20 protein-coding genes and 1 tRNA gene are annotated in these 24432 nt (G+C 64.2%); 11 read left to right on the top strand and 10 right to left on the bottom strand.

All coding sequences use genetic code 11. The annotated features are described in order from the left end of the window. Nucleotides 1–38 precede the first annotated feature (38 nt). The 4 genes from G566_RS13245 to G566_RS0102180 all read right to left on the bottom strand — a co-directional run bounded on the left by G566_RS13245 (nt 39) and on the right by G566_RS0102180 (nt 6144). Nucleotides 39–1649, bottom strand: coding sequence for a tetratricopeptide repeat protein (locus G566_RS13245; RefSeq protein WP_156874398.1), 1611 nt, complete (start codon nt 1647–1649; stop codon nt 39–41). Nucleotides 1650–1716: 67 nt separating this feature from the next. Beyond that, a complete protein-coding gene (gene rpoD, locus G566_RS0102190; RefSeq protein ID WP_022679044.1) occupies nt 1717–3729 on the bottom strand; it encodes an RNA polymerase sigma factor RpoD in 2013 nt (670 codons plus the stop codon). 130 nt (nt 3730–3859) lie between these two features. Beyond that, the gene (gene dnaG / locus G566_RS0102185; protein ID WP_029131150.1) at nt 3860–5695 is read right to left on the bottom strand and encodes a DNA primase; all 1836 of its coding nucleotides are present in this window, start codon (nt 5693–5695) and stop codon (nt 3860–3862) included. Beyond that, entirely contained in the window at nt 5692–6144 is a 453-nt protein-coding gene (locus tag G566_RS0102180) for a GatB/YqeY domain-containing protein (RefSeq protein ID WP_022679042.1), read from the bottom strand. The genes dnaG and G566_RS0102180 overlap by 4 nt, the downstream gene beginning before the upstream one ends. 138 nt (nt 6145–6282) lie before the next feature. Between G566_RS0102180 and carA the strand changes: the two genes are divergently transcribed. From carA to G566_RS13240, 4 genes are all read left to right on the top strand, one after another. Beyond that, nucleotides 6283–7461, top strand: coding sequence for a glutamine-hydrolyzing carbamoyl-phosphate synthase small subunit (gene carA / locus G566_RS0102175; RefSeq protein WP_022679041.1), 1179 nt, complete (start codon nt 6283–6285; stop codon nt 7459–7461). Then, nucleotides 7461–10703, top strand: coding sequence for a carbamoyl-phosphate synthase large subunit (gene carB, locus G566_RS0102170; RefSeq protein ID WP_022679040.1), 3243 nt, complete (start codon nt 7461–7463; stop codon nt 10701–10703). Before carA ends, carB begins: the two co-directional genes overlap by 1 nt. Nucleotides 10704–10798: 95 nt before the next feature. Further along, nucleotides 10799–11278: a transcription elongation factor GreA gene (gene greA, locus G566_RS0102165; RefSeq protein ID WP_022679039.1), complete on the top strand. Its 480-nt coding sequence runs from the start codon at nt 10799–10801 to the stop codon at nt 11276–11278. Between the two features lie 22 nt (nt 11279–11300). Then, nucleotides 11301–11912, top strand: coding sequence for a rhomboid family intramembrane serine protease (locus G566_RS13240; protein WP_022679038.1), 612 nt, complete (start codon nt 11301–11303; stop codon nt 11910–11912). Here G566_RS13240 and G566_RS0102155 read toward each other — a convergent pair. Further along, nucleotides 11909–12403, bottom strand: a complete 495-nt coding sequence (locus tag G566_RS0102155; RefSeq protein ID WP_051135901.1) for an Lrp/AsnC family transcriptional regulator — start codon at nt 12401–12403, stop codon at nt 11909–11911. The two genes, G566_RS13240 and G566_RS0102155, sit on opposite strands and share 4 nt — an antisense overlap. A gap of 178 nt (nt 12404–12581) precedes the next feature. Between G566_RS0102155 and trxB the strand changes: the two genes are divergently transcribed. The 4 genes from trxB to G566_RS0102130 all read left to right on the top strand — a co-directional run bounded on the left by trxB (nt 12582) and on the right by G566_RS0102130 (nt 16030). Next, nucleotides 12582–13514: a thioredoxin-disulfide reductase gene (gene trxB, locus G566_RS0102150; RefSeq protein ID WP_022679036.1), complete on the top strand. Its 933-nt coding sequence runs from the start codon at nt 12582–12584 to the stop codon at nt 13512–13514. Between the two features lie 15 nt (nt 13515–13529). Next, nucleotides 13530–14441 (top strand): LysR family transcriptional regulator, encoded by a 912-nt coding sequence (locus G566_RS0102145; protein ID WP_022679035.1) that lies wholly within the window; start codon nt 13530–13532, stop codon nt 14439–14441. 439 nt (nt 14442–14880) lie between these two features. Then, nucleotides 14881–14956 (top strand) — tRNA-Ile (locus G566_RS0102135). Between the two features lie 42 nt (nt 14957–14998). Continuing rightward, complete coding sequence (locus G566_RS0102130; protein WP_022679033.1) at nt 14999–16030, top strand: putative bifunctional lysylphosphatidylglycerol flippase/synthetase; 1032 nt, start codon at nt 14999–15001, stop codon at nt 16028–16030. Here G566_RS0102130 and G566_RS0102125 read toward each other — a convergent pair. The 4 genes from G566_RS0102125 to G566_RS0102110 all read right to left on the bottom strand — a co-directional run bounded on the left by G566_RS0102125 (nt 15975) and on the right by G566_RS0102110 (nt 19772). After that, nucleotides 15975–16634: an MOSC domain-containing protein gene (locus G566_RS0102125; RefSeq protein ID WP_051135916.1), complete on the bottom strand. Its 660-nt coding sequence runs from the start codon at nt 16632–16634 to the stop codon at nt 15975–15977. The genes G566_RS0102130 and G566_RS0102125 overlap by 56 nt on opposite strands. Nucleotides 16635–16823: 189 nt before the next feature. Next, nucleotides 16824–18380, bottom strand: a complete 1557-nt coding sequence (locus tag G566_RS0102120; protein WP_022679031.1) for an OFA family MFS transporter — start codon at nt 18378–18380, stop codon at nt 16824–16826. Between the two features lie 58 nt (nt 18381–18438). Continuing rightward, entirely contained in the window at nt 18439–19221 is a 783-nt protein-coding gene (locus G566_RS0102115) for an enoyl-CoA hydratase-related protein (RefSeq protein ID WP_022679030.1), read from the bottom strand. Nucleotides 19222–19292: 71 nt separating this feature from the next. Then, entirely contained in the window at nt 19293–19772 is a 480-nt protein-coding gene (locus tag G566_RS0102110; RefSeq protein ID WP_022679029.1) for a DUF2314 domain-containing protein, read from the bottom strand. Between the two features lie 467 nt (nt 19773–20239). On the opposite strand from G566_RS0102110, the gene proS reads away from it, so the two are divergent. From proS to G566_RS0102095, 3 genes are read left to right on the top strand one after another with little or no spacing between them, the layout of a single operon-like run. After that, nucleotides 20240–21550, top strand: a complete 1311-nt coding sequence (proS, locus tag G566_RS0102105) for a proline--tRNA ligase (protein ID WP_022679028.1) — start codon at nt 20240–20242, stop codon at nt 21548–21550. 17 nt (nt 21551–21567) lie between these two features. Next, nucleotides 21568–22794, top strand: a complete 1227-nt coding sequence (locus tag G566_RS0102100; RefSeq protein ID WP_022679027.1) for a lipoprotein-releasing ABC transporter permease subunit — start codon at nt 21568–21570, stop codon at nt 22792–22794. Continuing rightward, complete coding sequence (locus G566_RS0102095; protein WP_022679026.1) at nt 22787–23485, top strand: ABC transporter ATP-binding protein; 699 nt, start codon at nt 22787–22789, stop codon at nt 23483–23485. Before G566_RS0102100 ends, G566_RS0102095 begins: the two co-directional genes overlap by 8 nt. 69 nt (nt 23486–23554) lie before the next feature. Here the strand turns inward: G566_RS0102095 and G566_RS0102090 are convergent, their stop codons facing one another. Beyond that, nucleotides 23555–24337: a 3-hydroxybutyrate dehydrogenase gene (locus G566_RS0102090; protein ID WP_022679025.1), complete on the bottom strand. Its 783-nt coding sequence runs from the start codon at nt 24335–24337 to the stop codon at nt 23555–23557. Nucleotides 24338–24432 lie beyond the last annotated feature (95 nt).

The raw sequence follows: 24432 nt of genomic DNA, 5'->3' as shown, positions 1-24432 counted from the left end.
GGTTTGATGAATGAAGAAGCGGCTGCGCCTGCGTCGGATCAAGCGCCGTTGGCAGCGGCCAGCCAATCGCTGGCGAGGCGCAGACCCGGGCGCTGGGCCAGGGCGCGGCGGAAATCGGCGGCTGCACCGGCGCGATCTCCCTGCGCGGCGCGCAATTGGCCCGAGAGCACCGAGATTGGCAGCGGCCACAGCGGCGGTTCGGCATAGGGCAGGTTGGCCTCGATGGCTTCGGCAGCGGCATAGGCCCTGAGCGCGCCTGCCACGTCTCCGCGCGCGGTGGCGATGCGGCCGCGGGCCACGGCATCGGCAATGGCGGCAAATTCCAGGGCCCCGCCGCCCCGCCTGCCGCGACGCGGCGTTTCCAGGCCATCGCGGGCCTGCCGCAGCGCCTTCAGTTCACCGTCCGCGCCATCGGGGTTGCCGCTCTGGGCCAAGGCTTCGGCGCGCAGGCCATGCCAGGCGATGCCGAGCCGGCGCAGGCGCTTGTCGGGCCGGGGCAGGGCGAGGATTTCAGCCGGCGACAGGAAATGCGCCCGCGTGTGCAGGGCGGTGACCAGCCGCATTTCCAGCCACGGCGATCGGGCGACATCGGCTGAATCAATCGCAGCTTCCAGCCCCGCGGCGGCCGCCAGCGCGGTGGCCTTGTCGCCGATCTGCACCGCAGCTGACGCCAGGAAATGCGTGTGGTGGTTGAAATAGCCATAATAGCGCGGTTCGGCACCGACCGCGCGGGCATAGGCTTCGTCGGCGGCAATGGCACTCTTGTTGGCAGCTATGGCATCGTCAAAGCGGCCGATACGGTACCAGGTGTGGCTGGGCATGTGCACCATATGTGGTGCACCCGGCGCCAGGCTGCCCAGCCGCGCCGCCGGGCCAGCCGCCTTGGCCGGATTGGCGCTGGCTTCGGTGAGGTGAATGAGCAGGTGGATTGCCTGTGGCTGATCGGGCGTGCGGGCCAGTATCTTGTCCACCAGCGCCAGCGCCGTTCCGGCCCGAGCCTTCGGAACCTTGCCGCCGGCTTCCCAATAGTCCCAGGGCTGGCTGGTCATGATGGCTTCGGCGGCGAGGATGGCGACCAGATCGTCTTCCGGCCAGCGCTGGGCCAGTGCGATCATCGTATCGGCATAGAGATCGCCGTGAACGCCATCCTTGGTGCCGCCGGGGGCGTGCTGGGTGTGGACGGCTTCCATCAGGGCGCGGTCACGATCGGAAAGCCGGTTGCTGCCCAGTGCTTGCGCGGTGAGGGCGTGGGCCTTGGCGATGGTTTCCGCGTTGATGGGTCCACTGTTGATATAGGGGCCAAGCGCCAAAGCTTCACCCCAGCTGCACATGGCGCACGCGGGATCGCGCCGCCGCGCTTCGCGGAAGCTTTCCAGCGCCTCGTCGTAATCGAATCCCCAAAGCTGGCCGAGACCCTGATCGAAATAGGCCTGTGCGGTCGGCATGTCCGAAACCGGCATATGCGCCGGCGTGAGGCCGGGTACCAGCACGATAGCGCCGCGTGCCGCTTCGGCGCCGGTGCCTTCACTCTGGCCGCACATGTTGGCCGCCAGCGCGGCCGCCAGCGCCAGATTGGCCGGGGAAGGCGCGGGCGCCGCCGATGTGCAGAGCAGAAGCGCGGAGAGGGCGGCGGCAGAACGGATCATCATGGCCCAAACGTGATACAGGCGGCTGCACTTGGCAACCGCCTGTATCATACCGACCGTGAGGCTTGCCTCAAACGTCGAGGAAGCTGCGCATCTTGCGGCTGCGCGACGGGTGCTTCAGCTTGCGCAGCGCCTTGGCTTCGATCTGGCGAATACGCTCGCGCGTCACGCTGAACTGCTGGCCGACTTCTTCCAGCGTGTGATCGGTGTTCATGCCAATGCCGAAACGCATGCGCAGCACACGCTCTTCACGCGGGGTCAGGCTGGCCAGCACGCGCGTCACAGTTTCCTTCAGGTTGCTGTGGATGGCAGCATCGACCGGGATCACGGCGTTCTTGTCTTCGATGAAATCGCCGAGGTGGCTGTCTTCCTCGTCGCCGATCGGCGTTTCGAGGCTGATCGGCTCCTTGGCGATCTTCATCACCTTGCGCACTTTTTCGAGCGGCATCGAAAGCCGTTCGGCCAGTTCCTCCGGAGTCGGCTCGCGGCCGATTTCGTGCAGGATCTGCCGGCTGGTGCGCACCAGCTTGTTGATCGTCTCGATCATGTGCACCGGGATGCGGATGGTGCGGGCCTGATCGGCGATCGAACGCGTGATCGCCTGGCGGATCCACCACGTGGCGTACGTGCTGAACTTGTAGCCGCGGCGATACTCGAACTTGTCCACCGCCTTCATAAGGCCGATATTGCCTTCCTGAATGAGATCAAGGAATTGCAGGCCGCGGTTGGTGTATTTCTTGGCGATGGAGATGACGAGGCGCAGGTTGGCTTCGACCATTTCCTTCTTGGCGATGCGGGCTTCGCGTTCGCCCTTCTGTACCATGTTCACGATGCGGCGGAACTCGCCCAGGTCCACGCCGGTGGTTTCGGCAATGCCGGCCAGTTCGCGGCGGTTCTGATCGATGGACGCGATTTCAGCGGCGGCAAAGGCAGCCCACTTCTTGTCGATGGTCGCCACGCGGTCGAGCCAGCCTTCGGTCAGCTCGTTGCTAACATATTCATCGAGGAAGCTCTTGCGGACAATCTTGTGCTTGTCGGCCAGGCGCATCATGTTGCTGCCCTGCGCCATCAGCCGCTTGTTCTGGGTGTAGAGCGCTTCGACCAGCAGTTCGATCTTGTTGTTGTTGAAATGGATCGACTGCACACCGCGCGTCAGTTCCTCACGCAGCTTCTGATATTTCTTCTCGTCACCATTGGCGAACGATGGCCCGCCGTGCATCGATGAAAGCCGGGCTTCCTGCAGCTTGTGGAACTTCTTGTAGGTGCTGGTGATTTCGGCGAATTTCTCCAGCGCAGCGGGCTTCAGCTGCTCTTCCATCTGGCCCAATGAGAGCCCGCCTTCATCATCTTCTTCGGCTTCGGCGGCGCGCTGTTGGGCGCGGCGTTCGGTGAATTCGTCTTCCTCGTCGGCCGGCGGCGTTTCGACTTCCGGCTCTTCATCTTCCTTGAACTGCACGGTCGGCAGGTCGCCGCCTTCCTCGACCTCTTCGCCGTCTTCACCCGGCACCTTGGCTAGCATGGCTTCGAGATCGAGGATCTCGCGCAGCTGCATGCGGCCTTCGTTGAGGGCGTTCGACCATTCGATGATGGCCTGGAACGTCATAGGGCTTTCGCACAGGCCGGCGATCATGGTGTTGCGGCCGGCTTCGATGCGCTTGGCGATGGCGATTTCGCCTTCGCGGGACAGCAATTCCACCGCGCCCATTTCGCGCAGATACATGCGCACCGGATCGTCGGTGCGGTCCAGCGGCGCCTTGACCACGGCAACCGGCGCCGGGGACAGATCCCCATCCACCGGTTCGGCTTCGGCTTCTTCCTCTTCCGGGGTGTCGCCGTCTTCGGCCGTTTCCTCGTTCTCGACGACGTTGATGCCCATCTCGTTGATCGCGGACATCACGTCCTCGATCTGCTCGCTGGTCATCTGGTCCTGCGGCAGGGCCTCGTTGATCTCGTCATAGGTGATGTAGCCGCGCTTCTTGGCGCGGGCGATCAGCTTTTTGACTGAGGCTTCGTTGAGATCAATGAGCGGAGCATCGCCATCTGTCTTGGCATCCGCGGTGTCGTTCGCGACCGTCTTGGCCATCCGAGTCTGCGTCCTTGCCCTGGCCGGCAGCGCCGGCGTTAAACCCATGAAAAACGTATAAAAGCCCGCCCGCTTGAGGACATCCTCTGGCGGGGCAGGCTGAAGCTGCGTGCGTATTATACTGCGCTTCTTAGCCTTCCCGCCGCGATTCCGCCAGAGCCATCATCGCCGCGTCCAATGCCTCGATCTCCTGGCGCCGTTCCTGCTGTGCGGCCCAGTCCGCTTCGTCCAAGCTGGACTGGAACCTTATGGTGGCTTCAGCCAGTGCTTCGACCAATCCAGCTCGGGCCGTGGCCTGAGCCAACGTCATGGCAAAATCCGCATTGGCCACGCCCGCCGGGGTTTCGCTCCGCGTGAAACTCAGCCTGAGGCCGTTGCCGCGCCGGATGCGATCCGCCTCGGCTGCGAGGCCGATGTCTGCAAGATGGGCAAGCAGGGCAGTGCTTTCAAGACCATGGTCCGCTGCCGTCATCGCCAGCACGGCGCCGAGCACGGCGGCATCACCGGCGTCGACAGGCCGCAGCGCCGCCAGCGAATCGTGATGGGCATCGGCCAGACCGGGCCGCAACAACAGCCCGGCCAGCACAGCCTCCATCACCGGATCATGGCCGCGCGCCACCATCGCCTTCAAAGCCGGCGATACACCGGGGATCGGCGGCTGCCACTTTTCGCCTGGCTTGCGGGGTTGCCACGGCGCCCGCTGGGGACGCGCCATGAAGGCCGCTTCAAAGCGCTGGTTGAATTCGGCCTGATAGAGCGAGCGCACATCGGGATCGGCGATTCCGGCGGCGGCTTCGCGCAGCTGCAGGCGGGCCTGGGCGCGGCGTTCCGGGGTCGCCTGTTCCAGCCCGGCGGTTTCTATGGACCAGATGTGATCGATCAGCGGCACGGCACTGGACAGCACGGCTTCGAAAGCAGCAGCGCCGCCGGTGCGGCAAATATCATCCGGGTCCTGGCCTTGTGGCAGGGTGGCGATGCGCAGCGATTTGCCTGGTTTCAGCAGAGGCAAGGCGCGCATGGCCGCGCGGGTGGCTGCGCGCTGGCCGGCGGCATCGCCATCGAAGCACAACAAAGGCACATCAACCAGCCGCCACGCCAGCATGAGCTGGGTTTCGGTCATCGCGGTGCCGAGCGGGGCAACCGCCTCGATCAGGCCGGCCTGGGCGAGGCCGATCACGTCCATATAGCCTTCCACCACGATCAGCCGGTTCGATTTGCGCGCTGCCGGCCCGGCCTGATCCAGATTATAGAGCAGCCGCCCCTTGTCGAAGAGCGGGCCATCGGCGCTGTTGAGATATTTGGGCTGCACATCGCCCAGCGCGCGGCCGCCAAAGCCCACCACCCGCCCGCGCGCATCGCGGATCGGGAACATCAACCGGCCGCGGAAACGATCGTAGGTGTCGCCTTCATCGGTCTTGCCGATCAGGCCGGCTTCCAGCAGCTTGTCGGCGGTCGCATCCTTCAGGTGGCCGCGCAGCGCGGTGCGCGAATCGGGCGAATAACCCAGCGCGAACGCCTTCACCGTTGTCGGCCGCAATCCACGCCGCTCGATATAGGCACGCGCATTTGTCCCGCCGTCGCCGGCCAGTTGCGACTGGAACCAAGTGGCGGCGCGGGCCGTGAGTTCGGCCAGACTGTCCGCCACTTCCGCTTTCTGGCGCGCTTCGGGGGAAGGGGCGGGCACTTCCAGCCCGGCTTCGGCCGCCAGTTGCTTCACCGCCTCCATGAACGGCAGGCCTATATTGTCGGTCATGAAGCGGATGACATCGCCATGCGCGCCGCAGCCGAAGCAGTGATAAAAGCCCTTTTCATCGTTCACATAGAAACTGGGCGACTTCTCGTTGTGGAAGGGGCAGCACCCCTTCATCTCCCGCCCCGCCCGCGTCAGCTTCACGCGCCGGCCGACCACGCCCGAAACGGGCACGCGGGCGCGCAGCTCGTCAAGAAAGGCGGGGGAGAGGCTCAACCCAGCGCGGCCTTCACCAGCCCGCTTGCCTTGCTCATGTCGAGCTTGCCGGCAAAACGCTCCTTCACGGCGGCCATCACGCGGCCCATGTCCTTCACGTTGGTGGCGCCGATTTCGGCCACCACGGCCTTGATCGCCGCCAGCGCTTCAGAATCGTCCATCTGCTTGGGCAGGAAGCTTTCAATCACGCCCAGTTCGGCGCGTTCGGCATCGGCCAGTTCGGCGCGGTTGCCGGCCACATACATCTCGATCGATTCGCGGCGCTGCTTGGCCATTTTCATCAGCACGTCGACCACCAGCACGTCGTCGTCGGCGGGTGCGGTGCCGGTGCGCAGTTCGATATCCTTGTTCTTCAGGGCGGCATTGATCAGGCGCAGGGCGCCGAGCCGGGCGCTGTCGCGGGCTTTCATGGCCTGGGTGGTGGCGGTCTGGATGGCGTCGCGCAACATGGGAATCTCCGGTGGTGAAAAATGCCGATTGATCTTTGGGGCTCGATAGCGTCTCAGGCGGTCAATTAATAGATTGACGCCTTGGCCCTACACCCCTAGGTCCCCCGCCGTTTGCCCGCAACCTGAAGGAACCTGACCATGGCCGCCGCCCCTGCGCCCGCCCAACCCAAAGGCGCGACGGGGGTATTGGTTCTGGCCGATGGCAGCGTCATCTGGGGCCATGGTTTCGGTGCCGAAGGCGTGGCGGTGGGCGAAGTCTGCTTCAACACTGCAATGACCGGTTATCAGGAAGTGATGAGCGACCCCAGCTATGCCGGGCAGATCATCACCTTCACCTTCCCGCACATCGGCAATGTGGGCGCCAACAACGAGGATATCGAATCCGCCAACCCGCACGCTCTGGGCTGCGTGGTGCGCGAGCCCGTGACGGCGGCGGCCAATTTCCGCTCGCAGCGCCGCTTTGACGACTGGATGAAGGCGTGGGGCCGCATTGGCATTTCCGGCGTTGATACCCGCGCGCTCACCAAGCGCATCCGCGAAGGCGGCGCGCCCAACGGCGTGATCGCTCACAACAAGGCCGGCCAGTTCGACATCAAGAAACTGCTGAGCCAGGCCAAGGCATGGCCGGGGCTGGAGGGCATGGATCTCGCCAGCGTGATCAGCGCCACCCAGAATTACAGCTGGGATGATGGCCTGTGGACGCTGGCCGGCGGCTATGCGTCACACAGCGGCAACCCGAATGGCCCGCACGTCGTCGCCATCGATTATGGCATGAAGCGCAACATCCTGCGCAACCTCGTCGCCGCCGGTGCGCGCGTCACGGTTGTGCCGGCCACGGCGACCTTTGATGAAATCATGTCGCTGAAGCCGGCCGGCATCTTCCTGTCCAACGGCCCCGGCGATCCGGCCGCGACCGGCGTGCATGCGGTGCCGACCATTCAGAAGATCTTGAACGTCGGGCTTCCATTGTTCGGCATCTGCCTTGGCCACCAGTTGCTCGGCCTCGCGGTGGGCGCCAAGACGCTGAAGATGACGCAGGGCCACCGCGGCGCCAACCATCCGGTAAAGCGGCTTTCCGATGGCCGCGTCGAGATCACCTCGATGAACCATGGTTTTGCCGTGGATACCGAAACCCTGCCGGCGACGGCGCGGCCCACCCACATCTCGCTGTTCGACGGCACGCTGGCCGGCCTTGAGCTGACTGACCGCCCGGCGTTCAGCGTGCAATATCACCCCGAAGCCAGCCCCGGCCCGCAGGACAGCCAGTATCTGTTCGAGAAGTTTGTCGGCTCTCTCGCCTCGACCCGGAGCCTCTGATGCCCAAACGCACCGACATCAAATCCATCCTGATCATTGGCGCCGGCCCGATCATCATCGGCCAGGCCTGCGAGTTCGATTATTCGGGCACGCAGGCGGTGAAGGCGTTGAAGGCGGAAGGCTATCGCATCATCCTGGTCAACTCCAACCCGGCGACGATCATGACCGATCCAGATCTGGCGGACGCGACCTATGTGGAGCCGATCACGCCCGAGATCGTCGCGCGCATCATCGAGAAGGAGCGGCCCGACGCCGTGCTGCCCACGATGGGCGGCCAGACCGCGCTCAACACCGCGCTGGCGCTGGCCAAGGATGGCACGCTGGAGAAATACAATGTCCAGTTGATCGGGGCTGATGCCGAAGCCATCGACAAGGCCGAAGACCGGCTGAAGTTCCGCGACGCTATGGATAAGATCGGTCTGGAATCGCCGAAGAGCCGCATCGCGCACACGGTTGAGGAAGCGCTGGCGGCGCTGGAATTCGTTGGTCTGCCGTCGATCATCCGCCCCAGCTTCACCATGGGCGGCACCGGCGGCGGCATTGCCTATAACCGCGAGGAATTCATTCACATCGTTACCGGCGGCCTCGATGCCAGCCCGACCACCGAAGTGCTGGTGGAAGAAAGCGTGCTGGGCTGGAAGGAATATGAGATGGAGGTGGTCCGCGACAAGGCGGACAATGCCATCATCGTGTGTTCCATCGAGAATATCGATCCGATGGGCGTCCACACCGGGGATTCGATCACCATCGCCCCGGCGCTGACGCTGACCGACAAGGAATATCAGATCATGCGCAACGCCAGCATCGCGGTGCTGCGCGAGATCGGCGTCGAAACCGGCGGTTCCAACGTGCAATATGCGGTGAACCCGAAGGATGGCCGCCTGGTCGTCATCGAGATGAACCCGCGCGTGTCGCGCTCGTCGGCGCTGGCGTCGAAGGCCACCGGCTTCCCGATCGCCAAGGTCGCGGCGTTGCTGGCGGTGGGTTACACGTTGGACGAGGTGATGAACGACATCACCGGCGCCACCCCGGCGTCGTTCGAGCCGACCATCGACTATATCGTTACCAAGATCCCGCGTTTCGCCTTTGAAAAGTTCAAGGGCGCCCAGAATCTGCTCGGCACCGCCATGAAATCGGTGGGCGAAGTGATGGCCATCGGCCGCAACTGGCAGGAAAGCGTGCAGAAGGCGCTGCGCGGCCTCGAAACCGGCCTGACCGGTTTTGACGAGGTTGAGCATCTGGCTGGCGCCACCATCGAAGAAATCGAAGCCGCGCTCAGCCGCCCGACGCCTGATCGCCTGCTGGTGGCGGCGGACGCGCTGCGCGCCGGCATGAGCGTTGATCGCATCCACCAGATCGCCAAGTTCGACCCCTGGTTTCTGCGCCAGATGCAGGAACTGGTGCAGGAAGAGGCCAAGGTGAAGGCGAACGGCCTGCCCACGTCTGCAGCTGACTTCCGCCACTTGAAATCGCTGGGCTTCTCCGACGCGCGGCTGGCCAAGCTGGCCGGCACGAGCGAGGCCGAGGTGTCCCGTGCCCGCCGTGCGCTGAACGTGCGGCCGGTGTTCAAGCGCATCGATACCTGCGCCGGCGAATTCGCGGCGAAAACGCCGTACATGTACTCCAGCTATGAAGCCCCCAGCTTTGGCGAGCCAGATTGCGAGAGCCAGCCGACTGCGGCGCGCAAGATCGTCATCCTTGGCGGCGGCCCCAACCGTATCGGCCAGGGCATCGAGTTTGATTATTGCTGCTGCCACGCCTGCTTCGCGCTCGATGACGCGGGCTATGAAACCATAATGGTCAACTGCAACCCTGAAACCGTGTCCACCGACTATGACACGTCGGACCGGCTCTATTTCGAGCCGCTGACCGCCGAGGACGTGCTGGAAATCCTGCACACCGAAATGCAGAACGGCGAACTGGTGGGCGTGATTGTGCAGCTGGGCGGCCAGACCCCGCTGAAGCTGGCGCAGGCGCTGCAGGATGCCGGCATTCCGATCCTGGGCACCAGCCCGGACAGCATCGATCTGGCCGAAGATCGTGAGCGGTTTGCGGCGCTGATCACCGAACTCGGTCTGAAGCAGCCGGACAACGGCATCGCGCGGTCAGCTGAGGAAGCCGTGCGCGTGGCGGAGACCATCGGTTATCCGGTGCTCATGCGCCCGTCCTATGTGTTGGGCGGCCGCGCCATGGAGATTGTCGACACGCTGGCGCAGCTTGAAACCTATATCCGCGAAGCCGTGGTGGTTTCCGGCAGTTCGCCAGTGCTGATCGACCGCTATCTGCGTGACGCCATCGAGGTTGACGTGGATGCGGTCGCCGATGGCGAGACGGTGTTCGTGGCCGGCGTGCTGCAGCATATCGAGGAAGCCGGCGTGCACTCGGGGGACTCGGCGTGTTCGCTGCCGCCCTACAGCCTGCCCGCCGAGATCATCGCCGAGATCGAGCGCCAGACCGACGTGCTGGCCCGTGCCCTGAAGGTGAAGGGCCTGATGAACGTGCAGTTCGCCGTGAAGGATGGCGACGTATACCTGATCGAGGTCAACCCGCGCGCCAGCCGCACCGTGCCGTTCACAGCCAAGGCAACCGGCATCCCGGTGGCCAAGATCGCCGCGCGGGTGATGGCGGGGGAAAAGCTGGCCAGCTTTGATTTGTCACCGCGCAATGTCGGCAATCATATCGCCGTGAAGGAAGCCGTGTTCCCGTTCGCGCGCTTCCCCGGTGTTGATCCGGTGCTCGGCCCCGAAATGAAGTCCACCGGCGAAGTGATGGGCATCGATGCCGATTTTGCCACGGCCTTTGCCAAGAGCCAGCTGGCCGCTTCGACCGTGCTGCCGCAGACGGGCCGTGTGTTCATCAGCGTGAAGGACAGTGACAAGCCGCAGATCATCGATGCCGCGCGCGATCTGGTGTCGCTGGGTTTCGAACTGGTCGCCACCTCGGGCACCGAACTGGTGCTGAAGGCCGCTGGCATCCCGGTGACGGCGGTGAACAAGGTCGCCGAAGGCCGGCCGCACATCGTTGACCGGATCAAGGACGGTGAGATCGCCCTGATTTTCAACACCACCGAAGGGCTGCAGTCGCTGAAGGACAGCCAGTCCATCCGCGCTTCGGCGCTGTATGGCCGGGTTCCATATTATACCACGGCACCCGCCAGCCGGGCGGCGGTGGCAGCAATTGCTGCATTGCGGCGACACCGGCTTGAAGTTCGGCCACTTCAATCCTATCTTCAGCAGCCCTGATCGGCGGCAGAATATCCGCCCGCTGCCCCTGGCGACGCCGAAATGCGCCGGCAGGGGCAAATCTTTGGAACGACTTGCAGGATAGTTGAACGACCATGGCGACGATGGAAAAGGTGCCGATGCTGCCGTCAGGACATGCTGTCCTGATCAGCCAGTTGCGGCAACTGAAAGAGGTTGAGCGGCCGGCGGTGGTGGAAGCCATCGAGGAAGCGCGCGCCCACGGTGATCTGTCGGAAAACGCCGAATATCACGCAGCCAAGGAACGCCAGGGCCAGATCGAGGCCCAGGTCATCGAAATGGAAGACATGCTGGCCCGCGCCATCGTGATCGATCCCAAGACGCTTTCGGGCGACAAGGCGGTGTTTGGTGCTACCGTTCGCCTGCTTGATGAAGACGACAAGCCGGTGACCTATCAGATCGTCGGCCAGCATGAAGCCGATGTGAAAGCCAGCCGCATCAGCTTCTCCTCGCCGCTGGGCAAGGCGCTGATCGGCCGCCGCGTGGGCGACGAAGTGGAAGTTCACACGCCGTCGGGCGACAAATATTACGCCATTGAACGCGTTGAATTCATCTGACTTCCCGCCGCCCGGCGGTCCCTTGGCAGCGGCGGAGCCACCGCCGGCCAATGTGACGCGCCTGCTGGTGCTGGCCAATGCCATCGTGGCGATCCTGATGGGCTTTGCCGGCAGCAACGCGCGCGATGCGCTGTTGTTCTGGGCGGGGCTGGTGCCGGCGCGGCTCACGCTGGCGCTAGATCGTCAGTTGCCGGCGCTGGGCGCGGCGTCCACCCTGTTTGGCCACATGTTCCTTCACGGCGGCGCCGCGCACCTGTTGATGAACATGGTGATGCTGCTGGCCATTGGCCGCATCCTGGAACCGGAACTGGGCGGCCGCCGCTTTCTTGCGCTCTATCTTCTCTCTGGCCTTGCCGGTGGTTTAGCCGAATGGGCCTGGTCACCGCTGAGCACTGTCCCCGCAGTCGGTGCATCCGGTGCGATCTCCGGCCTGGTGGCCGCCCAGGCCATGTTGTTCGGCCGCAGCAAGCGCAGTCCACTGGTGCAGGCGCTGGGGCTGGGTACGGCGTGGGTGGTGTTGCAGGTGCTGGCCGGTGCCGCCCTGGCCGGGCCTGACATGCGGATCGCGATTGCCGCGCATATCGGCGGGTTTATCGCTGGGTTGGCGCTGGCACGACCGCTGGCGCGGCCTTAATCGACCGGCACGCCCGGACGCGAGAGGGCGGTGCGGATGACGAAGCTGGTCTTCACGCTTTCCACGTTCGGCGCCGGGGTGAGTTCGCTGGTCAGGAATTTCTGGAATTCCTGCAGATCGTGGGCGACGACCTTCAGGATGAAATCGATCTCGCCATTCAGCATATGGCATTCGCGGATCTGGGGCAGGGCGGCGACATGGTCTTCGAAGGCGCGCAGATCGGCTTCGGCCTGGCTCTTCAGGCTGACCATGGCAAACACGGTGATGCCATAACCGAGCGCCACCGAATCCAGATCGGCGTGATAGCCCTTGATGACGCCATTTTCCTCCAGCGCGCGCACGCGGCGCAGGCAAGGCGGGGCGGTGAGGCCAGCCCGAGTGGCAAGATCGACGTTGGTGATGCGGCCTTCGGCCTGCAGATGACGCAGGATCACGCGATCGATATCGTCGATCGGCAGTCGCGAACGATGCACCACTGAGTAACTCCCCATCCCAAAATCCCCGTTCTTGATAACATTGTTTCAAGGTCGCGCAAGATGCAGATTGGCGCAGGGCCAGTTCCGGCAAGCCTTGCCGCATCTCTGCCTGCGGGCTGGAAATGATGGCAAATTCGCTTAAGTCAGGCCGCACACGTCATCGCGCGGCTGCGCGTTCAGGAGATTCGCTTTCATGTCCCGTCATGCCAAGGTTCTGATTATCGGCTCTGGTCCGGCCGGCTATACCGCTGCCGTCTATGCCGCGCGCGCCTTGCTGGACCCGGTGCTGATCCAGGGCCTGCAACCCGGCGGCCAGCTGACCATCACCACCGAAGTGGAGAATTGGCCGGGCGAAACCATGGTGATGGGCCCCGATCTGATGGTGAAGATGGAAGCCCAGGCCCGCCATGTCGGCACCGAGATCATCACTGATATCGTGACCAAGGTTGATGTGTCGCGGCGCCCGTTTGTGCTGGAAACCGACAGCGGCCAGGGTTGGACCGCCGATACAATCGTGATCGCCACCGGCGCCCAGGCGCGCTGGCTGGGCCTGCCCAATGAGACGAAGTTCCGCGGTTTCGGCGTTTCGGCCTGTGCCACCTGCGACGGCTTCTTCTTCCGCGGCAAGGAAGTGGCCGTGGTTGGCGGCGGCAACACCGCTGTGGAGGAGGCGATGTTCCTCACCAAGTTCGCCAGCAAGGTGCACCTGATCCACCGTCGCGGCGAACTGCGGGCGGACAAGACCAACCAGGCCCGGCTGCTGGAAAACCCCAAGGTGCAGATGCACTGGCACGCCGAAGTGACCGATGTGCAGGGGCAAGACGCGCCGCTGAAGGTGCAAGGTATCACGCTGGCCGACACGCGCGATGGCAGCACCCGCCAACTGCCGGTGGATGGCCTGTTCATCGCCATCGGCCACGTGCCCGCCACCAGCCTGTTCGCTGCCCAGCTGAACATGGACGAGGAGGGCTATATCCTCACCGTGCCTGACAGCACGGCAACCAGCGTGGCCGGCGTGTTCGCCGCTGGTGACGTGAAGGACAAGCTCTACCGACAGGCTGTGACGGCGGCCGGCATGGGCTGCATGGCGGCGCTGGAAGCGGAGCGTTTTCTGGCGCACGGATAAGGGGAGGAGGGGCGCATGCAGCCTGGCATCAATCTTGATTGGGAAAAGCTGCGCCTGTTCGACACCGTGGCCGAAGCCGGCAGCTTCACCGAGGCTGCACGCCGCCTGCACATGAGCCAGCCGGCATTGTCGCGCCAGATCGCGGCGCTGGAAGACAGCCTGGGCGCCAAACTGTTCCACCGCCATGCCCGCGGGCTGGCGATGACTCACGAAGGCGAGCAGTTGCGCGCCGCCACCGCCGACATGCACGAGCGCATCGACAAGGCGGCGCAGGCCATCGATGTCAGCCGTGATCGGCCGACGGGTGCCATCAGGCTGACCACCACGGTCTCCTTCGGTTCCACTTGGCTGGCGCGGCAACTGGGCGATTTCCTTGATCTCTATCCCGATATCAGTGTCCACTTGATGCTGACCGATGCCGATCTGGATCTGGCCAAGCGTGAGGCTGATGTCGCGATCCGGTTTCACCGCCCGTTCCAGAACGAGCTGATGCAGCGCCCGCTGGCCGGTATCCGCCATCACCTGGTGGCCAGCCCGGATTATCTGGCCCGCCACGGCGAGCCGAAGACCATTGCCGATCTCGATCACCACCGGTTGATATCCTATGGCGATGCCGCACCGGAATTTCTGAAGGGCATCAACTGGATCCTGGAGCTGGGCCACGAAGGCAGCCCGCGGGCGGCAGCGCTGACCATCAACAACAGCCACGGCGTGTTGCAGGCGGTGGAAGCCGGCGCTGGCATCGCGGCGCTGCCATCCTATCTGATCCGCTTTTCCGGCAAGGTGCAGGTGGTGCTGCCGCAGGTGGAAGGCCCGGTGTTCCGCACTTTCTTCACCTATCCTTCCGAGCTCAGGCGCTCCCTGCGCATTGCCGTGCTGCGCGAATTTCTGGTGGAACGCATGACCAACGCCGCGTTGGACATGTGAGGCAGGCTGTCGCATGCATGGCTGCGCACCTCATGTCTTACTGCAATAACAAGAAGTTGCTATATTCCAGCGTCCATAGTTATGCATCCAGTGCATGGCTGTAACGCGATATTGTGCACTGCAATAGAGGCCGGCGAATCCGTAGATAGTTTGTGTCGCCGCGATAGCGGTAACGCCGGGCCCGCTGCTCTCCCCCCTGCAGCCAGCCCGGCCTGATCGGTCAGCCCCTCCTCCCCCCTGAGGCGACCGATCAGCCCGGCCGCGCCACTCCTCCCCTCCCGGTGCGAGGTTCCGGGCATGATAGAAGGGCCGGATGCTGCAAAAGCATCCGGCCCTTTTTCTTTCTCTGCGCGCCCCGGTTTTCACCGATGCCGCCTTGCGCGTGCGGCCCGGCCTTCCCAAGTGCATCTGCATCGGCTAACCGCTGTTGGCCCGGTTCGGGCCTGTAGCTCAATGGTTAGAGCAGGCCGCTCATAACGGCTTGGTTGGGGGTTCGAGTCCCTCCGGGCCTACCAGCGGTTTGAAGGAAGCGGCGTCTGGACGTGTCGGTACAGCAAGTGGAAACAGGCCCGGCAGTGGCAGAGGATCAGCGTCCCCGCGCCAATTGGAAAAGCTGGGCTGGTGCCGCGCTGGGGCTGCTCGTGCTGGCGTTGGCCGCCTGGGGCCTGAAGAAGATTTCCGGCCAGGTCACGCTGGCCGACGTTATGGCGGAAATTGAAGCCACGCCAACGCATCTGATCGCCTTTGCCGCGGTTTCCACCTTCCTCTCCTATGTCGTGCTGGTCGGCTATGATTGGTTCGCCACCCGCCACCTCGGCTATACCAAGATCGGCTGGCCCACCTTGGCCGCCGCCAGCTTCTCCAGCTTCACCATGAGCCACACGCTGGGGGTCACCATCCTCACTGGCGGCACCGTGCGCTATCGCATTTATACCCGCGCCGGCGTGAAGCCGGCTGATATCGCCATGATCATCCTGCTGTGTGGCTGGACCTTCTGGCTGGGCATCATCTTTGTTGCCGGCATCGGCCTGATCGTCTCGCCGGGTCTGGCCGAACCCATCCGCGAATGGGTGCCACAAGGCCTGGAAGAATGGACTGGCGCGCTGCTGCTGGGCGGTGTGCTGGGCTACACGCTGCTGGCCACCGTGTGGCGGCGCAGTTTCAAGCTGTTGCGCTATCGCTTCACCATCCCTGACGGCAAGCAGACCTTGCAGCAGATCGCCATCGGCACGCTCGATCTGGCACTGGCGGGCGGCGCGCTCTTCATCTTGTTGCTGCCGGTGGCGGGCGTGCCCGATCTGCTCACCTTCCTGGTCATCTACGCTGTCGCCATGGTCACCGGCGCGCTGGCCCATGCGCCGGGCGGACTTGGCGTGTTCGAACTGGTGATCGTTGGCCTGATGCCAGATGCAGACAAGGCCGGCGTGCTGGCGGCAGTGGCACTGTTCCGTATCCTTTACACCTTCGTGCCGTTCCTGCTGGGCGCAGGGCTGCTCGCGGTTATGGAAGCCTGCGCTTTCCGCGCCGCCCGCGCTATTGCTGCTGATCCAACAGCCGGCGCGCCAGCTTTGACCGCCAATAAGCACTGAGGCCGGGCAGGGCGGCAAGTTCCGCCATCTCCTCGTGACGTCCGGCCTTGCCGGCTGCAATTGGTGTGAAGCGGCTGATCGGCCAACCAGGATTAGGCCGTTCAATCACGTCATGCCCGTCTCCCAGCGCGATGGCACCGCCTTCGAGCACGCGCAAATACCAGCCGCAGCGGCCCGACCGCACCATCGCCTTGACCACGCGCGTGGTGCCCATCGCGGCGGCAAAGGTCGAGCATGGCTCACGGATCTGGGCGATCTGCAGGGTGGCCGTGCCGCAGCGGATCACATCGCCCAGGCACAGGCTGGCTTCATCGAGGCCATCGACCACCAGATTCTCGCCCATGGCGCCCGGCACGAATCGGTCAGCCAGATCGGGGAACGCGGCGCGCCAGCCGTCATAGCCGCTGAGCGGATAGGCATAGATCGCCTTTTCCGGTCCGCCGTGAACGCGCGTGTTGCCCACCTGATCGCCGTCCAGCCCCAATTCGTGCACAGTGACCGGGCCCGCGACAGGCTGACGGCGATAGGCAGAAAGCATGCGGTGGCCCGGCAGCGGCTGCGGCCGGCCGATGCGCAGCTGCGTGATTATGCCCCTTGCGATCATCAGCATTTCCTCTGACACTGCAATTCTTGTTCAACAAGCGAAAGGAGGTGATTCAGTGTCTCATTGCTTCATTCACGGCGCGAAGGCGCTGGTGGCCCCGGTCACGGTCGGGGTTCGCTGACACCAGACACCGCCCTTCGTGGACGGATGACAATGTTTTGGGGTCGTCGGGCAACCGGCGGCCCCTTTTCATTGCGCCAGCAGCACCAGCGCCTTCTGCACGGTGAACCAGCCACCCCAGGTCAGCGGGATGAGCACGGCGCTCCATGCGGCGAGGCGCAGGCCCCAAGCGGCGGCCGGCGACGCAGCTGTGGAAGCGGGAAGGGCGGCGGGCGCGTCGTCATCTTCAACCCACAGTTCACTTGCCACCGGTTTCACCAGCAGCGCCGCGATCAGCCCCAGCGCCAGCAGGCCAGCGAGCGCCAGGAAGATTGGACCATACACCGCTTCACGTGCCACCCCATCGGCCAGGCGTGCATCACGCACATAGGCGACCAATAGCGGCCCCAGCACGCCTGCGGTGGACCAGGCGGTGAGCAGTCGGCCGTGGATGGCGCCCACCTGCTTGGTGCCGAACAAATCGGCAAGCCACGCCGGCACCGCCGCGAAGCCCCCGCCATACATCGAAGCGATCAGGGCAAAGGCCGCCACGAACAGGGGCAAAGCCGCTGCGGCCGGGCCGGGAAGGGCGAGGCCATAGCAGGCCGCGCCCAACGCCAGGATGGCGGCATACATGGCTTTTCGCCCAATCCGATCTGACAGACTGGCCCAGAAAAAGCGGCCGGCGATATTGAACAGACTGATCAGGCCAACGAAACCGGCGCCGGCCGCGGCCGCGGCGGCTTTCTGATCCTCGTTGAAATCGGCAAAGCGCACGGGCTGGCCAAACAGGCCGCCGCCAAAAATTTCCTGCACCATTGGCGAGGCGAGGCCGATGATGCCGATGCTGGCCGAGACGTTGAGCAGCAGCACGCACCACACCAGCCAGAATTGCGGGGTGCGACTGGCAATGCCGAGCGGCACGAAGCGGCCGCCGGCGACCACTTCGGCCTTGCCGGGCGGGGCCCAGCCGGGGGCGGGGAGGCGAAAGCCCAACGCACCTGCCGTCATGAAGAGTGCATAGATGCCGGCCAGCACCAGCATTGCCTGCCACACGCCGGCTTCACCAGGGCTGGCGAAGACCGCCATCAACCGGTCTGCCGCCGGGCTGCCGACCATGGCGCCGCCGCCAAAGCCCATGATCGCCATGCCGGTGGCCAGGCCGCGCCGATCGGGGAACCATTTGATCAGGGTGGAAACCGGCGTGATGTAACCGATGCCAAGACCGATGCCGCCCAGCACGCCCGCACCCAGCCAGAACAGCCACAACTGGTGCAGGAACACGCCCAGTGCGCCAAGCGCAATGCCACCGCACCAGCAGGCCGCCGACACCAGCCCGGCCCGGCGCGGTCCAACCCGTTCCACCCAACTGCCGAACAGCGCCGCCGACAGGCCGAGCACGACGAAGAACAACGTGTAGACCCACACAAGATCGCTCACCCGCCAGTCGCAGCTGGTAGAGGTGAGCGCAGCAGGAAGGTTGGTGCAGGCCGGCGCGCCAAGCGCATGGCTGAGCGGCAGCCAGAACACCGAAAACCCATAAGCCATGCCGATGCACAGGTGGATGGCCAGCGCGCAGGGCGGCACCAGCCAGCGGTCAAAAGCTGGCGGTGCGGTGATGCGGTCGCGTGACAGAGAGTCCCCCATTGCCGCCCCGCTGCCCTGCAGTGATTGCGCGGTCAACGGGTGGGTTGACGCAGGGAGATCAGCGGCCCTTCCACTCTGGCTTGCGCTTCTGGGCAAAGGCCAGCGGGCCTTCGCGCAGATCCTCGCTGCGGAACAGCGCCTGCACGGCCGAATATTTGCCTTGGCCCTCATACGCCGCGCGCAAGGACGGTTCTTCCAGCCCCTTCAGCACCGCCTGCTTCGACGCGCGCAGCGAGAGCGGCGACAATTCGCACATGGCCGCCGCCAGCGCCTTGGCACGCGTGAGCAGATCGGGGGCGGGCACGACTTCGGTGACGAAGCCCAACTCTTTGCCTTCGGCCGCCGAAACGGTGCGGGCCGTGAGGATCATCGCCATGGCGCGGGACACGCCGATGGCGCGGGGCAGGCGGTGCAGGCCACCGGCCAGCGCGGCGAGGCCAACTTTGGGCTCAGGCAGGGCGAAGGTCGCATTGTCAGACGCCAGGATGATGTCAGCGGCCAGCGCCACCTCGAAACCACCGCCCATGGCGACACCGTTCACGGCGGCGATCACCGGTTTGTCGAGATCCCAGCGGCTGGTCAGCCCGCCAAAGCCCGAGGGCGGCACGGTGATGGCATTGCCTTCGGCCTGCCAACGCAGATCGTTGCCGGCGGAAAAGGCGCGTTCACCGGCGCCGGTGATGATGGCGACCCAAAGATCGGGATCGGCCGCGAAATCGTTGAACGCCGTATCCAGTTCGGCATTGGCGGGCGGATGCAGCGCGTTCATCCGCTCCGGCCGGTTGATCGTCACCACCAGGATGCGGCCGTCGCGTTCGACGCTGATATGTTCGTAAGCCATGATGTGTCCTCCTTGGCCATGGTTGTGACACGGCGGACGGAGGGCGGCGGCCTGATGAAAGGGTGGGGGCGTTACCAGCCCAGTTGCTTGCGGGCCTGTGCGGCATCCCGGGGTGGGCTGAGGTCGATCATCAGCCGGGTGATGTGATGGCCGTGGGCAATGTCGTTTCGGAAGAAGCACCAATAAACGATGGTTGCCGGATTGATCACGACCGACTGGCCGGCGCTGAAATCGCGATTGATCGGCGGGTTGGCGAGGTTGCCATGGATGGTGCCATCGGCGTCCCGGATGACTCCTGTCGCCCAGATCAGTTCACGATCGGGCAGGCCGCGGCCGTGGTTGAGATCGAACTTCAGGCCGAAATCGCTGTCGCCCGGCGCCTCTGCCGCCAAGGCGGCCCAGAATTCCGGCAGCGTGTCGCGGGCCGTTTGCTTGGCGATCTTCATGCGTGGATCGTCGAGATCGAACACCATGCCGGCCGGTGGCGACAGGCGCCGCCACAGCAACCACAAGGCGGCAAGCACCGCGACCCCGATGATCAGCATCTTCATGATGACAGAATGGCCGAAGTCAGCACAAACGAAAAGGGCCCGGCCGTTTGCCTGGCCGGGCCCTTCGTGAAGAGACTGATATATTTTCAACGCTCGGCGCCGGCCGGGGCCAATGCCCCCATCTGCCCCAGCCGGCGCGCGCAGCCTAAGCCCACTCCGGTTGACCCGATCCGGACCGGCGCGCAGCGGTGAATGACGACTGGATCCTCTCCGTGCGAGATGGACCCTGCCGCCTATCCGTCCTTGCGGGCCCCTCGCGGTACCCACTCGTTGGCATGTGATATGCCCATTCTTTGTCGCTGTCAGGGCGCAGAATGCGTGGCCTGGCAACGATTTCGCCAAGTGTGACTTCGTTGCAACAGTAGGTTAATATTAAGCAAATCATGCCCGGCTTGCCCTCACGGTCAGCCATGCTAAGGCCCAATCCACATCATCCATCCGCCGCCCTATTGCAAAGAGACAAATCCGTGCGCCTGTCCCGCTATTTCATGCCCGTTCTCAAGGAAACGCCCGGCGAGGCTCAGGTGATTTCCCATCAGCTGATGTTGCGCGCTGCGATGGTGCGGCAGACATCGTCGGGGATCTATGCCTGGCTGCCGTTGGGCAAGCGCGTGCTGGCCAATATCGAACGCATCGTGCGGGAAGAGCAAGACCGTGCCGGCGCCATCGAGGTGCTGATGCCCACCATCCAGTCCGCCGATCTGTGGAAGCAATCGGGGCGCTATGATGCTTATGGCCCGGAAATGCTGCGCATCACCGATCGCCATGATCGTGAGATGCTGTTCAGCCCCACGGCCGAAGAGCTGTTCACTGCCATCTTCCAGAACGGCGCCAAGAGCTATCGCGACCTGCCGCGCAACATTTACCAGATCCAGTGGAAGTTCCGTGACGAGGTTCGCCCGCGCTTCGGCGTGTTGCGTGGCCGGGAATTCCTGATGAAGGATGCCTACAGCTTCGATGTGGATTTCGATGCGGCCCGGCACAGCTATAACCGCATGTTCATTGCCTATATGCGCACCTTTGCGCGCATGGGGCTGAACGCCATTCCGATGCAGGCCGATACCGGGCCGATTGGCGGCGACCTGTCCCACGAATTCATCGTGCTGGCGCCAACCGGTGAAAGCGATGTGTTTTATCATGAAAACTGGCTGAAGGCGCGTGACACCAGCGCCATCAATGCCGATGACCGCGGCGCGCTGTCGTCCTTCATCGACGGCCTGAATGCCGATTATGCCGCCACCGATGAAAAGCGGGATCTGGCGGCCGAAGCCGCCTGCGGCACTGCCTTGCAGCAGTCAAAGGGCATCGAAGTGGGACAGGTGTTCTATTTCGGGGACAAGTACACCTCGCCGATGGGTGTCACCGTCCAAGGCCCGGATGGCGCACCGGTCACGCCGCTGATGGGCAGCTACGGCATTGGCGTGTCCCGCCTGGTCGGTGCGATCATCGAGGCCTGCCATGATGACGCCGGCATCGTGTGGCCGGATGCGGTGGCGCCGTTCAAGGTGGCGCTGATCAACTTGCGGGTTGATGATGCCGCCTGCCAGTCGGCTTGCGACAAGCTCTATGCCGATTTCACCGCCGCCGGTGTCGACGTGCTCTATGACGACCGCGACGAGCGCGGCGGCGCCAAGTTCGCCACGGCCGATCTGATCGGCCTGCCGTGGCAAGTCATCGTCGGGCCGAAGGGGCTCAGCGCGGGCATCGTCGAACTCAAGCGCCGCGCCACCGGCGAGCGGGTCGAGGTGCCGATCGACGCCGTGGTGAGCCGCATTTGATCACCTCCTACGAACGCATGGTCGCCCGGCGCTATTTGATGCCGGGGCAGGGGGAAGGGTTCATCTTCCTCGTCGCCGGCATCAGCCTGGTGGCCGTGGCGTTGGGCGTTGCCGCGCTGATCGCGGTGATGAGTGTGATGAACGGCTTTCGCGCCGAACTGTTCGATCGCATCCTGGGCTTGAATGGCCATGCGGTGGTGCAGGGCTATGGCGGCCGGCTGGAAAACTGGCCGCAGGTGATGGCCGATACCAAGGCGCTGCCCGAGGTTACCCAGGCGCTGCCGCTGATCGAACAGCCGTTGATGGGCAGCGTTGGCGGCCGTGTTGAAGGCGTGATCGTGCGCGGCATGCGACTGGCTGACATTCGCGCCAACCCCGAAATCTCCGGCAATATCCGCGGCGGCACGCTCGAGGCGTTGGCACCGGGTGCCAACACGGTGGCTATCGGTGCCCGCCTGGCCGAACAATTGGGCGTACGGGTGGGGGAACAGATCAGCCTGATCAACCCCGCCGGCCAGTCCACGCCGTTCGGCACGGTGCCGCGCATCGTCGCTTACACGGTGGTCGCGGTGTTCGAAGTCGGGGTCTATGATTACGACAAGGCGTTCGTGGTGATGCCGCTGGAGGACGCGCAGACGCTGCTGCGCCTCGACGACGCGGTGGGCATGATCGAGGTCGTCACCGACAATCCCGACCGCGCCAAGGCCATCCTCGAACCGCTGCGCCAGAAACTGGCCGGCATTGCCGTGGTGAACGACTGGCAGGCCAGCAATTCGGCACTGTTTTCGGCGCTGGTCGTGGAACAGACAGTGATGTTCTGGGTGCTGTCCATCATCATCATCGTGGCGGTGTTCAACATCCTCTCCTCGCTGATCATGCTGGTGCGGGCGAAAACACGGGATATCGCCATCCTGCGCACCATGGGTGCCAGCCGGGCGGCGATGATGCGCATCTTCATGACCGTGGGCACGCTGATCGGTGCGGCCGGTGTGGCGGTGGGATTGGTGCTCGGTTTCACCCTGCTCACCTTCCGCCAGTCTATTGTCGATGGCGTCTCGCGGCTCACGGGAACCGACATCTGGGACCCGTCGGTGCGCTATCTCACCTTGCTGCCGGCCAAGACCGATCCGATGGAGGTGCTCGGCATCGTCATCCTTGCCGTGCTTCTGAGCTTCCTCGCCACGCTCTATCCGGCGTGGAAGGCGGCTTCCACCGATCCGGTGACGGTGCTGCGCTATGAATGAGCCGGTGCTGCAGGTGACGGGCCTGGCCCGCAGTTTCGAACAGGGCGGCGCCCGTATCGATGTGCTGGCCGGCGTTGATTTGACCGTCGCTCCCGGCGAGATCGTCGCCCTGCTGGGGCCGTCTGGTTCCGGCAAATCAACGCTGCTGCAAGCCGTTGGCCTGCTGGAAGGCGGGTTCACCGGTGCTATCCGGATTTGCGGCGAACCCGTTGGTGCCCTTGATGATCTTGGTCGCACCCGCGTCCGCCGGGAGCGGATGGGCTTCGTTTACCAGTTCCACCACCTGTTGCCCGATTTCACCGCGCGCGAGAATGTGATGCTGGCCCAGATGGTGGCTGGCGTGCCCGAAGCCGGTGCCGCCACGCGCGCTGATGAATTGCTCACATCGCTTGGCCTTGGCGCGCGGCTCACCCACAAGCCGGCGCAATTGTCGGGCGGGGAGCAGCAGCGGGTGGCGGTGGCGCGCGCGCTGGCCAACCGCCCGGCGCTGGTGCTGGCCGATGAACCGACCGGCAATCTGGATAAAGCCACGGCGCAATTGGTGCTGGCGGCCTTTCTCGATCTGGTCCGCTCGTCGGGCGCGGCGGCGCTGGTGGCCACGCACAATATCGCGCTGGCGAAGAAGATGGATCGGGTGGTGAGCCTTTCGGGCGGGCGCCTGGTGGCTGATCAGGGCGCGATCACCAACTGAGGGGGCGACAAATAAAAACCGGCGCGGCAACCAATGACTGCCGCGCCGGCTTTTTGTATTTCAGACCTTTTACTGCGCGGTCCAGCCGCCATCGACGGGGATAGCGATCCCGGTCATCTGGGCAGCAGCTTCGCTGGACAGGAAAGCGGCGAGTTCGCCCATCTGTTCCGGCGTTGCAAATTGCTTGGACGGCTGCTTGGCGATCAGCAGGTCCTCGGTGGCCTTTTCAATGCTGATACCCTGTTCAGCCGCCTTGGCTTCGATCTGCTTCTGCACTAGCGGGGTGTGGACCCAGCCCGGGCAGATGGTGTTGCAGGTGATGCCGCTGCCGGCAGTTTCCAGCGCAACCACCTTGCTCATGCCGACAACGCCATGCTTGGCGGCGACATAAGCGACCTTGTGCGTGCTGCCAATCAGGCCGTGCACCGAGGCGATGTTGATAATGCGGCCAAAACCCTTGGCCTTCATGTGCGGCAGCGCCGCCTGGATGGCATGGAAAATGCCCGACAGGTTGATGGCGATGATGGCATCCCAGCGCTCGGCCGGGAAATTCTCGACGCTTTCGGTGTACTGGATGCCGGCGTTGTTCACGAGGATATCAACCGAACCAAAGCTGCTGACGCACAGTTCAACCATCGCCTTCACATCGGCCGGCTTCGAGATGTCGGCACCGCTGTAGACGACCTTGACGCCATATTTGGCTTCCAAGTTGGCGCGTTCTGCTTCGATGGCGGCGGCGTCGCCGAAACCGTTGATCACGAGATTGGCACCCTTCGATGCCAGCACGTTAGCGATACCAAGCCCAATCCCGCTGGTTGAGCCGGTGACGATCGCATTAAGTCCTTTAAGCATGGTAAACCCCCGTTTTTTCAGTTGTCTAGGTTGGGATGGCGGAAGCACACGGCATGGCCGAAAACATGCTGGATGTGCGCTGCCCGTGGCGTGCC

The organism is Sandarakinorhabdus limnophila DSM 17366 (assembly GCF_000420765.1).
Classification (GTDB): domain Bacteria; phylum Pseudomonadota; class Alphaproteobacteria; order Sphingomonadales; family Sphingomonadaceae; genus Sandarakinorhabdus; species Sandarakinorhabdus limnophila.
The sequence above is the reverse complement of the archived record's forward strand: the minus strand, read 5'-3'. Positions and strand labels throughout refer to the sequence as shown.

Coding starts and splice junctions, on each gene's coding strand:
- G566_RS0102110 (WP_022679029.1), bottom strand. CDS start 19,772: ATGAAGATGCTGATCATCGGGGTCGCGGTGCTTGCCGCCTTGTGGTTG.
- trxB (WP_022679036.1), top strand. CDS start 12,582: ATGTCCCGTCATGCCAAGGTTCTGATTATCGGCTCTGGTCCGGCCGGC.
- carA (WP_022679041.1), top strand. CDS start 6,283: ATGGCCGCCGCCCCTGCGCCCGCCCAACCCAAAGGCGCGACGGGGGTA.
- G566_RS0102145 (WP_022679035.1), top strand. CDS start 13,530: ATGCAGCCTGGCATCAATCTTGATTGGGAAAAGCTGCGCCTGTTCGAC.
- rpoD (WP_022679044.1), bottom strand. CDS start 3,729: ATGGCCAAGACGGTCGCGAACGACACCGCGGATGCCAAGACAGATGGC.
- G566_RS0102115 (WP_022679030.1), bottom strand. CDS start 19,221: ATGGCTTACGAACATATCAGCGTCGAACGCGACGGCCGCATCCTGGTG.
- G566_RS0102125 (WP_051135916.1), bottom strand. CDS start 16,634: ATGATCGCAAGGGGCATAATCACGCAGCTGCGCATCGGCCGGCCGCAG.
- G566_RS0102155 (WP_051135901.1), bottom strand. CDS start 12,403: ATGGGGAGTTACTCAGTGGTGCATCGTTCGCGACTGCCGATCGACGAT.
- greA (WP_022679039.1), top strand. CDS start 10,799: ATGGCGACGATGGAAAAGGTGCCGATGCTGCCGTCAGGACATGCTGTC.
- G566_RS0102120 (WP_022679031.1), bottom strand. CDS start 18,380: ATGGGGGACTCTCTGTCACGCGACCGCATCACCGCACCGCCAGCTTTT.
- G566_RS0102090 (WP_022679025.1), bottom strand. CDS start 24,337: ATGCTTAAAGGACTTAATGCGATCGTCACCGGCTCAACCAGCGGGATT.
- G566_RS0102180 (WP_022679042.1), bottom strand. CDS start 6,144: ATGTTGCGCGACGCCATCCAGACCGCCACCACCCAGGCCATGAAAGCC.
- carB (WP_022679040.1), top strand. CDS start 7,461: ATGCCCAAACGCACCGACATCAAATCCATCCTGATCATTGGCGCCGGC.
- G566_RS13245 (WP_156874398.1), bottom strand. CDS start 1,649: ATGATGATCCGTTCTGCCGCCGCCCTCTCCGCGCTTCTGCTCTGCACA.
- G566_RS0102095 (WP_022679026.1), top strand. CDS start 22,787: ATGAATGAGCCGGTGCTGCAGGTGACGGGCCTGGCCCGCAGTTTCGAA.
- G566_RS0102100 (WP_022679027.1), top strand. CDS start 21,568: ATGGTCGCCCGGCGCTATTTGATGCCGGGGCAGGGGGAAGGGTTCATC.